This window comes from Muricoccus harenae, from assembly GCF_009848505.1.
Classification (GTDB): Bacteria; Pseudomonadota; Alphaproteobacteria; order Acetobacterales; family Acetobacteraceae; genus Roseomonas; species Roseomonas harenae.
Genome location: NZ_WWDL01000005.1, coordinates 172,168 through 183,114, shown reverse-complemented (window position 1 = coordinate 183,114; position 10,947 = coordinate 172,168). Strand labels below are relative to the sequence as shown.

Genomic DNA, 10,947 nt, shown 5'->3' with positions numbered 1-10,947 from the left:
GCGCTCCTCCTCCGTCAGCACTACCGCTGCCGCTTTCGGGCCACATGACATGGGCGCCTCCCATCAGAGACGCCCGACCTTACACCCCGCCCAGCATGTCAGAACACTTCTAACTCAAACCACTAGGACGTTTTCACGCCGCAATCACCCCATTCGTTGCACAGGCGCGGCAACCACCACCCCCGCGCCAAACTGACAAAAATAGATTGGGGGTCCGGGGGAAATACCTTTCCCCCGGCCTTTTCCCTGTTCAGGCGGCGAGCGCCGGATAGTCCGTGTAGCCGTGCTCGTCCCCGCCATAGAGCGTCTCGCGGTTCGGCTCCGCGAGGGGTGCGCCGGTCTTCAGGCGCTGCACCAGGTCCGGATTGGCGATGAAGGGGCGGCCGAAGGCGATGAGGTCGGCGCGGCCTTCGCGGAGCGCGGCATCGGCCATGGCGAAGTCATAGCCGTTGTTCGCGATGTAGGGGCCGCGGAAGGCCTTCCGGAGCGCGGCGAAGTCGAAGTCGGGGACGATGTCGCGCGGGCCGCCGGTCGCGCCTTCGACCATGTGGAGGAAGGCGAGGTTGAAGCGGTTCAGCTGTTCCACCGCGTATTGGAAGAGGGGCGCGGGGTTGCTGTCGCTGGCGTCGTTCGCCGGGGTCACCGGGGAGAGGCGGAGGCCGGTGCGGCTGGCGCCGATGGACTGGGTGACGGCTTCGACGACTTCGAGGAGGAAGCGGGTGCGGTTCTCGATGCTGCCGCCGTATTCATCGGTGCGCTGGTTGGTGCCGTTCCGCAGGAACTGGTCGATCAGGTAGCCATTGGCGCCGTGGATCTCCACGCCGTCGAAGCCGGCGCGGCGGGCGCAGTTCGCGGCATGGGAGAAGTCCGTGATGATCTTGTGGATCTCGCCGCGCTCCAGGGCGCGGGGCTGGGGGTGCGGCTGGAAGCCGGTTTCGGTGAAGGCCTGGCCCTTGGGGGTGATGGCCGAGGGGGCGAGCGGCGTTGCGTTGCCGGGCTGCAGCGAGGGGTGGGAGATGCGGCCGACATGCCAGAGCTGGACGACGATCTTGCCGCCCTTGGCGTGCACGGCGTCGGTCACGCGGCGCCAGCCTTCGATCTGGGCGTCGGTGTAGATGCCGGGGGTCCAGGCATAGCCCTTGGCCGTATCGGAGACCTGGGTGGCTTCGGAGATGATGAGGCCAGCGGAGGCGCGCTGGCCGTAATAGGTGGCCGCCATCGGGCGGGGGACGTCACCGGCGCCGGCGCGGCTGCGGGTGAGCGGGGCCATGACGATGCGGTTCTGCAGGTCCAGGGCGCCGATCTTGATGGGCTGGAAAAGGGGGCTGTCGGCGTTGGCGGCGGTGGGCAAGTGGCTGTTCCTTCATGGAGCCGGCGCTTCGGGCCGGGTCGTCCAGCGGTATCTGGGGGGCCGGGTGGCGGATGCAGGGGGGGAGCGTGGAGGGGCATGGCTGCCATGTGCGGGCAGCCCGGATTGGCGGGGCCGTCTCGTCGCGGGGTGTTGTCGTGGCGGTGGTCAGGAGGGCCTGGGAAGGGCTGTGGGCACGAGACTAACCTTCGGGAAACGGAGGAACGACGCGATGCATCGATATGCGACTGGCCGACGTGCGCTGCTTCTGGGCGCGGCCGCCCTGCCCTTCCTGTCGCGCGGCGCGGTCGCGGCGGAGGTCCGGGTGATGACCTCGGGCGGGCTGACCGCCGCTTATCGGGCGCTGGAGCCGGGCTTCCAGGCCTCCACGGGGCACCGGCTGCACACAGTGCAGGGGGCCTCGATGGGGGCGGCGCCGGATGCGATCCCGCAGCGGCTGGGGCGCGGGGAGCCGGCGGATGTGCTGCTGCTGGCCTCCGATGGGCTGGAGGCGCTGATCAGGGATGGAAAGGCGCAGGCGGGCAGCCGCGTGGACATCGCGCGTTCGCTGATCGGCATGGCCGTGCGGTCCGGCGCGCCGAAGCCGGATATCAGCACGGTGGATTCCTTCCGGCAGGCGCTGCTGGCGGCGCGTTCCGTCGCCTACTCGGCTAGCGCGAGCGGGGTTTATGTCGAGACGGAAATGTACAAGCGGATGGGCATCCATGACGAGATGATGCCGAAGAGCCGCCGCATCTACAGCGAGCGCGTGGGCAGCGTGGTGGCGCGCGGGGAGGCGGAGATCGGGTTCCAGCAGGTGAGCGAGTTGCTGCCGATCGAGGGGATCGATTTTGTCGGCACGATCCCGGAGGGGGTGCAGCAGGCGACGATCTTCTGCGCGGGACTTGCGACGGGGGCGCGGGAGCCGGAGGCGGCGCGGGCGCTGATCCGCTACCTGGCCTCGGCGGAGGCGGCGCCGGTGCTGGTGCGAACGGGGCTGGAGCCGATCGCCGGCCGCACAGGGGGCTGAGAACAGGGGGCTGTGAGCGGAAGCTGAGCAGGCGGCTCAGTGCCTCAGCACGGCGCCCTGGCTAGCTGGGCGCGCCGTGGTGGTTCCCGGGGCGGGGGCGGGTCCGGCGGAAGGCCGGGAGGAACGACCTCCCGGGCCATGTCAGTCCGGCTTGCTGCTTTCGGGCTTTTCGGCCGGCGGGGGTGGCGTGGTTTCGCGCGCCGGGGCCTCGGCGGGTGGAGCCGCGGGAGGCGGCGTGGTCTCGCGGGATGGCACCACGGCCGGCGGTGCGGGCGGCGGTGGCGTCGTCTCGCGGGGTGGGGCGGCGGCGGGCGGAGCGGCTGGGGGCGGCGTCGTCTCGCGGGGTGGGGCGGCGGCCGGCGGGGCGGCGGGGGGTGGCGTGGTCTCGCGGGATGGCGTCGCGGCCGGCGGCGCGGTTTCACGCGGGGTTGCGGGTTCGGGGCGGGGGGCGCCGGCGGGCATCACGACGATGGAGACGCTGCGGGCCGTGGTGTTGCCGGTGGTGCGGCTGAAGCCGGCGACGCGGGCCTCGGAGCGGAGGCGAGATTCGGGAAGGCCGGCGGCCCGCAGGGCCTCGCGCACCGCGCGGGCGCGGCGGGCGGCGAGCTGGACGCTGGTCTGCTGGCCGCCCTCCCGGAGGGCATGGCCGAGGATGCAGGCATTGCGGTCGGGGTCACGCTTCAGCAGGCGGATGGCGGCGTCGAGATTGGCGCGGGCGGCGTCGGTGAGGCGGTCGCGGCCTGCGGCGAAGGGGATGGCGAAGACATCGTCCTCCAGCTCCTCGGCGCCGATGCAGTTGAAGCTCTGCGCGGGGCGGTTGGGGGGCTGGGCGAGGGCTGGGGCGGCGAAGGCGAGGGTGAGAAGGAAGGCGGCGCGGAAGGGGATCATGCGGTGGCCAGGGCTCCGGCGCCGGTGAGGCGGTTCAGCAGGGAATCGGCGTCGACGGCGGGATGGGCGGCGCGCAGGGCGGGGGCGTCGACCTCGCGGCGGGCGAAGAGCCAGAGGGCGGCTTCGGCCTCGGGCGGGGTGAGGGGGACGCTGGCGGATTCGGTGCGCAGCACCCAGTCGGCGCCGCGGCGGACAGGGCGGGCGCCGGGGATGAGGATGCGGAAGCTGGTGGCCGTGGCTTCGGGGGCGGAGGCGGGGGCCTCGGTGCCAGCTTCGAGGCCGCGGGCGGCCAGGAGGTGGTTGCCGCCGCGGGGGTAGCGGGCCTCGGCGACATGGCGGGCGAGGACCTGCAGCACCTGCGGGTCGCGGGCGAGTTCCGCCAGGCGCTGGCCGAGCTGGGCGGCGCGGCTGGTGAGGGCGAACTGGGCTGCCGGGGTGCCGTCCTGCCGCGGCAGGGGCTGGCGGAACATGGGGTCCTGGATGGCGCGCTCTGCCAGCATGTTGGCGAGGTCCAGCCCGATCGGGGCGTGGACGCCATAGGCGACATGGACCGAGGCGGGGCCCTCGGCCAGGGCGTCGTGATACCAGCCGCGCGGCAGGTAGAGGAGGTCGCCGGCCTTCAGCAGGACCTTTTCGCGCAGCGTGCCGCGGGCGCGTTCGTGATGGGCCTGGCCGAGGCTGCGGAAGGCGGGGTGGGGAATCGGGTACTCGGCGCGGCCGGACCAGATGTTCCAGGTCTTCTCGCCCTCGACCTGCACGGCCCAGACGTCATGCGTGTCGAAATGGGTGGGGAAGGCCTTATGGGCCTGGAAGGAGACGTAGACATTCGCCTGGGCACGGCCGAGGCCGGCGCCTTCCAGGGCTTCGGAGACGCTGGCCAGGCCGGGGGTGAGGCTGTCCACGTCGTTGAGGACGAGGGAGGCGCCCCTGGCGACCCATTCGCGCAGGCGGTTGGCGTCGGGCTGCAGGACCGGCGTGTTGTCCCGGCTGGTGGCGCGGATGCAATAGGCCTCGGCCGGGACCGGCTGGGCGTCCATCTGCAGCTTGAGGGACTGGCTGGACCAGATGTGGGTCTGGTTCAGCAGCCGGTCGATTCCCGACCAGGAGAGGACCCGGGCGAACTTCGCCGCGCCGCCCTTGATGTGGAGCGGCTGCTTGTCGTGGAACTCGGCGAAGAACCGGGCTTGGTCCATCGGGGCGAGCAGGTCGTCGAGGGTGTAGGCCATGGCGGGGGGAAGGTAGGCGGAACGGGGTTGGGCGGCCAGGGGATCGCCCCGCGCGGGGCGGAAGCGTGACATTTCGGTCCGCAGGCGGTCCGGCATGCCGCACCGCTTGCGCCGGGGGCGGTGCGCCCCGATCCTGGCGGGAGAATGCCACGGACCTGAGATCCACGCCCGCCGATCCAGCCTGCCGCAGGGTGGCCGGGGCGGGCGACCGGAGGAGACACCGATGCCCGACGACCTGCCGCCCGCCGCACGCCCCACCGGAGCGGAGGGGATGCGCGAGGCGCTGCTGACGGAGGCCGGGGCGGCGCTGTCGCGCATGGCCCCTGCCCTGCCCGAGGCGGCGCATGCGCTGCTGCGCGGGTTGGGAGTGGCGATTCCGCTGGATGAGCTGGCCGGGATGGCGCCGGAGGCCTTGGCGGCGGATGCGGCCTCGCTGTTCTCGGTGGCCGGGATTCGCCGGCGGGGGGAGCTGGCGCTGCGGCTGACGCCGCCTTCCGGCGGCGGGGCGGTGGCGGAGATCGTGACCGACGACATGCCTTTCCTGGTGGACAGCGCCCTGGCCGCGCTGTCGCTTTCCGGGCGCAGCGTGCGGCGGCTGCTGCATCCGATCATGGCGGTGCGGCGGGATGCGGCGGGGCAGGTGGAATCGATCGGGCCGGCGGGCTCGGGCGGGCCGCATGAAAGCCTGATGCGGATCGAGATCGCGCCGCCCGGCGGCGGGCGCGGGGCGGTGGCGGGCAGTTCCGCCGATCTGCCGGCGCTGGAGGCGGCGCTGCGCCGGGCGATGGAGGAGGTGCGGCTGGCGGTCGGCGATTTCGGGCCGATGCTGGAGCGGCTGCGCCAGGCGGAGGTGGAGCTGGCCGGGGCGCCGGAGGGGAAGGAGGCGATCGCCTTCCTGCGCTGGCTGGCGGAGGATAATTTCGTCCTGCTCGGGCATCGCGTGCTGCGCTTCCCCGAGGGCGGGGCGATCACGGCCGAGGACGGGCTGGGGCTGTTGCGCGACGAATCGGTGGTGGTGTTCGATGCGCTGCGCGACCGCGACGCGGTGCCGGCGGCGGTGCGCGAATCGCTGACGCAGCCGGTGGCGCTGGCGGTGGCGAAGGGGAACCTGCGGCTGCGCGTGCACCGGCCGAGCCATGCGGATGTGGTGGCCACGCGCATTTTCTCGGCCGATGGCCGGGTGGTGGGGCTGCGCCTGTTCATGGGGCTGTTCGCGGCCACCGCCTATAACCGCAGCCCGCGCGCCATTCCCTGGCTGGGGCCGAAGGTGCGGCGGGTGCTGGAGGCGTCCGGCGCGCCGCCGGGCAGCCATGACGAGCGGGCCTTCCAGTCGATCCTGGATACCTGGCCGCGTGACGAACTGTTCCAGGCGGAGGAGGCGGAGCTTCTGGAGGGGGCGCGGCGGGCGCTGGACCTGACGATCCGGCCGCACCCGGCGCTGGTGGTGCGGCGGGACCGCTTCGGGCGCTTCGTCTCGGCCATTGCCTGGCTGCCACGGGAGAACTTTGACACGCAGCTGCGCGAGCGCGTGGGGCGGCTGCTGGTGGCGGCCTTCGGCGGGCGGCTCTCGGCCTTCTACATCGCGATCGGGGACACGCCGCTGGCGCGGGTGCATTACGTGATCGGGACCGATCCGGCGGTGGTGCCGGCGGTGGACCTGGCGGCGCTGGAGGCGGCGGTGGCGCGGGCCGCGCGGGGCTTCCCCGAGGCGGTGGCGCAGGCGCTGGCGGAGGAGGCCGGCGAGGCCGAGGGGGCGCGGCTGGCCGCGCGCTGGGCGGATGCCTTCCCCGCCGCCTATCCGGAGGCGATGACGGCGGCGCAGGCGGTGGCCGACCTGCGGCTGGCCGAGCAGGCACTGGCGGCGCGGCGGCCCATCGCGGCGGTGTCGCGCATTCCGGGCGAGGGGGCACGGCGGCTGATGCTGCGCCTGGCGAGCCCCGGCGGGCCGCTGCCGCTGGCCGATGCCCTGCCCTTGTTCGAGAGCCTGGACCTGCGCGCGATCGAGGAGCAGCCCTGGCGGCTGTGCCCGGCGGGCGGCGACACGGTGGTGCTGCATGTGTTCACGCTGGAGGCGGGAACGGAGGCGGCGGAGGACCGGTTCGACGAGCTGCTGGATACGCTCTCCGCCCTGCTTGAGGGACGCGCGGAGGCGGATGGGTTCAACCGGCTGGCGCTGCGCGCGGGGATCACCTGGCGCGAGGCCTGGCTGCTGCGCGCGATCTTCCGCTGGTGCAAGCAGGTGGGATTCGCCTTCTCGCAGCCGGCGGTCGAGGGCGCGCTGGCGGCGAATCCGGACGCGGCGCGGATTCTCGTCGCGCTGTTCAATGCGCGATTCGATCCGGATGCGGTGGATCGCGAGGCCGCCGAGGCGCGCGCGGCCGCCGAATGGGCGGCGCTGATCGAAGGCGTGGCCGACCCGGATACGGACCGCATCCTGTCGCGGCTGCGCACGGCGCTGGATGCGGTGCTGCGCACGAACTACTTCCAGGGGAAGGACTACCTCTCGCTGAAGATCGAGAGCGCGCGGGCGGGGGAAATGCCGGACCCGCGCCCGTGGCGCGAGATCTTCGTCTCCGCGATGCATATGGAGGGATGCCATCTGCGCGCCGGGCCCGTCGCGCGCGGCGGCATCCGCTGGTCCGACCGGCGGGAGGATTTCCGCACCGAGATCCTTGGGCTGATGAAGGCGCAGCGACTGAAGAACGTGATCATCGTGCCGACCGGCGCGAAGGGCGGGTTCATCCTGAAGGGGGTGGTGCCGGCGCCTTCGGATCGCGAGGCCTTCATGGCGGCGGGCGTCGCGGCGTACCGGACGCTGATCCGCGCGATGCTGGACGTGACGGACAACTACGCGGCGGATGGTTCCGTGGTGCCGCCGCCGCGCGTCATGCGGCGGGACGGGGATGATCCCTACATCGTCGCCGCTGCCGACAAGGGAACGGCGACCTTCTCCGACGTCGCGAATTCGCTGTCCGAGGAATACGGCTTCTGGCTCGGGGATGCCTTCGCCTCGGGCGGTTCCGCCGGTTACGACCACAAGGGGATGGGCATCACCGCCAAGGGCGCCTGGGTGATGGTGGCGCGGCATTTCGCCGAGCAGGGGCTGGATATCCAGGCCGATCCCTTCACCTGCGTGGGCGTGGGCGACATGTCGGGCGACGTGTTCGGCAATGGGCTGCTGATCTCGCGCAAGACGCGGCTGGTGGCGGCCTTCGATCACCGGCACATCTTCATCGATCCGAATCCCGATCCGGAGAGCTCCTTCGAGGAACGGAAGCGGCTGTTCGAGATGCCGCGTTCTTCCTGGGCGGATTACGACGTGCGGCTGGTGAGCGAGGGCGGGGGCGTGTTCCCGCGCAATGCGAAGTTCATCCCGCTGTCGCCGCAGGCGCGCGCGCTGCTGGAGATCAAGGAGGAGCGCCCGGAGCCGGCGGCGGTGATGCGCGCGATCCTGAAGGCGAAGGTGGACCTGCTCTATTTCGGCGGCATCGGGACCTATGTGAAGGCGAGCACGGAGAGCCAGGCGGAGGCGGGCGACCGGGCGAATGACGCGTTGCGCGTGGATGGGCAGGAGATCCGGGCGCGGGTGATCGGCGAGGGCGCTAATCTCGCGGTAACGCAGGCGGGGCGGATCGAGGCGGCGCGCATGGGCGTCGCGCTCAACACGGATGCGCTGGACAATTCGGCGGGGGTGAGCACCTCGGACCATGAGGTGAACATCAAGATCCTGCTGGCGGATGCCGAGCGGGGCGGCGGGCTGACGCGGCGGCAGCGGGATGAGCTGCTGGAATCCATGACCGACGAGGTGGCGTCGCTCGTGCTGGCGGATAACGCGGCGCAGTTCGCGGCCGTGTCTCTGGAGCAGACCTCGGGGGCGGAGGCGCTGCCGGCGCAGGCGGCGCTGATGGTGCGGCTGGAGGCGGAGGGGCTGCTGGACCGCGCGGTGCTGGGGCTGCCTTCGGCCGCGCGCATGGCGGAGCGGATCGGGCAGGCGGATGCGCTGACGCGGCCGGAGATCGCCGCGCTGCTGCCCGTTGCGAAGCTGTGGCTGACGGATGCGGTGGAGGAGAGCGAGTTGCCGGATGATCCGGCCTTCCTGCCGTTGCTGCGCGGGTATTTCCCGACGGCCCTGCAGGAGCGCTTTCCCGAGTTGATCGAGCGGCATCGGCTGCGGCGGAACCTGGTGGCGACGATGCTGGCGAACATGGCGGCGAACCGCATCGGCCCGGCCGGGCTGGCCCGGCTGGCGGGCGAGGGGGATGCCGCTTCGGTGGTGCGGGCGGCCTGGCTTGCGGACCGGTTGTTCGGGATCGGGGCGGCGGCGGATTCCCTCGATGCGGCGGTGCTGACGCCGGAGGCGCGGCGGACGGCGCTGCTGGTGCTGCGGCGGCTGCATGAGGAGGCGGCGCGGGCGCTGCTGGGCGATGCGACGCCGCTGGCCGAGGCAGAGGCGCTGCTGCGGCCCGGGGTGAGCGCGCTGATCGCCGCGATGCCCGTGCCGGCCGGGGGCATGTTGCCCGAGGGCGCGGCGCGGCTGGTGGGGGGTGCGTCCTCGCTTTCGGCCGCGATCGGGATCGTGCGGCTGGCCGCGGGCGCGGGGGTGACGCCGGCCGAGGCGGCGGCGGCCTGGGATGCCGCGGGGCGGGATTTCGGGCTGGAGGCCTTGCGCGGGGCCGCGCAGGCCGCGCCGGCACCGGGGGCCTTCGGGCCGCGGGCTAAGGCGGCGCTGCTCGAGGATCTGGCGGCGTTGCAGACGCGGATCGCCGCGGCCGCGCTGGCCGGACAGGTGGTGCGGCCGCCGGAGGATGCCGTGCGGGTCGCGCGCGAGGCCGCGGGGCTGGGCGAACTTTCCGCCGTGTCGGTGGCGCTGCGGGCGCTGCAGCGCGCATGACTTTGCGGGCGCACATCCAGTTCGAAGAAAAAGATGGGGGCCCGGGGGAATTCCTTTCCCCGGCCTTCGCTTGAACCGCAAGGAGTTCGCCTGGGCGTTCTATGACTGGGCAAACAGCGCGTTTCCCGCCGTGGTGACGACCTTCGTCATTGCCACCTGGTTCTCCCAGGCCGTGGCGCCCGATCCGGTGGCCGGGCAGGCCATGTGGGGATGGATGCAGACGGCCGCGGGGATCGCGGTCGCGCTGCTGTCGCCGGTGCTGGGCGCCGTGGCGGATGCGGGCGGGCGGCGGCGGCTGATGCTGGCGCTGTGTACGCTGGGGACGGCGGTTTTCACCGCGGCGCTGTGGTTCGCGCGGCCGGAGGAGGCCTGGGCGCTTTACGCGCTGGGCTGCGTCGGGCTGGCGACGGTGGCCTTCGAGGTGGGGACGGTCTTCTACAACTCGATGTTGCCGGATGTGGCGCGGCCGGAGCGGATAGGGCGGGTTTCCGGCCTGGCCTGGGGGCTGGGCTATGCCGGCGGGCTGGTTTGCCTCGTGCTGTGCCTGTTCGGGCTGATCCGGCCGGATCCAGGGTTGTTCGGGCTGGACCATGCCTCGGGCGGGCCGGTGCGGGCAACGGCGGTGATGGTGGGGCTTTGGCTGCTGGCCTTCGGCTGGCCGGTGCTGGTGGCGATGCCCGATCCTGCGGGCGCGCGGCTGGGATGGGGGGCTTCGGCGCGGAAGGGGCTGCGGGAGCTGGGCGGCGTGCTGAGCGGCTTGCGCATGCGGCCCGACATGCTGCGCTTCCTGGTGGCACGGATGTTCTACACGGATGGGCTGAACACGCTGTTTGCCTTCGGCGCCATCTTCGCGGCCGGGGTGCATGGGTTGAGCTTCCAGCAGGTGCTGCTGTTCGGCATCGCGATGAATGTCTCGGCCGGGCTGGGGGCGGCGCTGGGCGGGATGGTGGAGGATCGCGTCGGGTCGAAGCGCATGGTGTTGGTGGCGTTGTTCGCGATGTCCGTGCTCGGGTTGGCGCTGGTGGTGGTGGAGAGCGCGGCGCTGTTCTGGGGGCTGGCGCTGGTGCTGGGGCTGTTCTTCGGCCCGGCGCAGGCGGCATCCCGCACGATGATGGCGCGGCTGGCGCCGCCGGGGGAGATCGCAGCGCATTTCGGCCTGTTCGCGCTGTCCGGCCGGATCACCGGATTCGTCGGGCCTGCGGTGCTGGCGGCGGTGACGCAGGCAAGCGGCAGCCAGCGCCTGGGGATGGCGACGACGGCCGCCTTCATGGCCGCGGGGGCAGTGCTGCTGATCGGGGTGCGGGAAGCGCGGCGCGACGCGTGAGGCGCCGCGCGCCTGGAACGTCAGTAGGGGCGGCGGGCGGACAAGACGAGCGGCGCGACCGAGAGGCGGATTTCCGAAACGAGGGCGCCGATGGCCAGCCCGCCGGCGGGCGTCACCCGGACTTCCGTGCCGGAGGCGAGATGGTTTCCGGCGCGCAGCTTCACGCTTGCGCATTGCTCCGACTGCATTGTCCCGGCCACGCCGCACCTTCCTCGAATGATCGTGTCCCTGTTGGCGCGG

At 72.5% G+C, this 10,947-nt stretch carries 7 protein-coding genes; 3 read left to right on the top strand and 4 right to left on the bottom strand.

The annotated features are described in order from the left end of the window. Window positions 1-250: 250 nt before the first annotated feature. Window positions 251-1,351 (bottom strand): alkene reductase, encoded by a 1,101-nt coding sequence (locus tag GSE44_RS06255; RefSeq protein ID WP_159347930.1) that lies wholly within the window; start codon window positions 1,349-1,351, stop codon window positions 251-253. Between the two features lie 229 nt (window positions 1,352-1,580). Here GSE44_RS06255 and GSE44_RS06250 point away from each other — a divergent pair, with 229 nt between their 5' ends. After that, entirely contained in the window at window positions 1,581-2,378 is a 798-nt protein-coding gene (locus tag GSE44_RS06250; protein WP_159347929.1) for a substrate-binding domain-containing protein, read from the top strand. Window positions 2,379-2,519: 141 nt separating this feature from the next. Here the strand turns inward: GSE44_RS06250 and GSE44_RS06245 are convergent, their stop codons facing one another. Together GSE44_RS06245 and GSE44_RS06240 are read right to left on the bottom strand one after the other, a co-directional pair. Continuing rightward, on the bottom strand, window positions 2,520-3,266 hold the full coding sequence (locus GSE44_RS06245; protein WP_159347928.1) for an OmpA family protein: 747 nt from the start codon (window positions 3,264-3,266) through the stop codon (window positions 2,520-2,522). Further along, window positions 3,263-4,588 carry a cupin domain-containing protein gene (locus GSE44_RS06240; protein ID WP_235924588.1) on the bottom strand — a complete coding sequence of 442 codons (1,326 nt, stop codon included), beginning with the start codon at window positions 4,586-4,588 and terminating at the stop codon, window positions 3,263-3,265. Before GSE44_RS06240 ends, GSE44_RS06245 begins: the two co-directional genes overlap by 4 nt. A 127-nt stretch (window positions 4,589-4,715) precedes the next feature. Between GSE44_RS06240 and GSE44_RS06235 the strand changes: the two genes are divergently transcribed. Both GSE44_RS06235 and GSE44_RS06230 read left to right on the top strand, forming a co-directional pair. Beyond that, on the top strand, window positions 4,716-9,383 hold the full coding sequence (locus GSE44_RS06235) for an NAD-glutamate dehydrogenase (protein WP_159347927.1): 4,668 nt from the start codon (window positions 4,716-4,718) through the stop codon (window positions 9,381-9,383). A 70-nt stretch (window positions 9,384-9,453) separates the two neighbouring features. Beyond that, the gene (locus GSE44_RS06230; protein WP_159347926.1) at window positions 9,454-10,707 is read left to right on the top strand and encodes an MFS transporter; all 1,254 of its coding nucleotides are present in this window, start codon (window positions 9,454-9,456) and stop codon (window positions 10,705-10,707) included. 20 nt (window positions 10,708-10,727) lie between these two features. Here the strand turns inward: GSE44_RS06230 and GSE44_RS06225 are convergent, their stop codons facing one another. Further along, window positions 10,728-10,907, bottom strand: a complete 180-nt coding sequence (locus GSE44_RS06225) for a hypothetical protein (RefSeq protein ID WP_159347925.1) — start codon at window positions 10,905-10,907, stop codon at window positions 10,728-10,730. Between the last annotated feature and the right edge of the window lie 40 nt (window positions 10,908-10,947).

Bases quoted from the DNA above. Each gene is read 5' to 3' on its own strand.
- GSE44_RS06245 (WP_159347928.1), bottom strand. From the start codon at position 3,266: ATGATCCCCTTCCGCGCCGCCTTCCTTCTCACCCTCGCCTTCGCCGCC.
- GSE44_RS06250 (WP_159347929.1), top strand. From the start codon at position 1,581: ATGCATCGATATGCGACTGGCCGACGTGCGCTGCTTCTGGGCGCGGCC.
- GSE44_RS06235 (WP_159347927.1), top strand. From the start codon at position 4,716: ATGCCCGACGACCTGCCGCCCGCCGCACGCCCCACCGGAGCGGAGGGG.
- GSE44_RS06240 (WP_235924588.1), bottom strand. From the start codon at position 4,588: ATGCCGGACCGCCTGCGGACCGAAATGTCACGCTTCCGCCCCGCGCGG.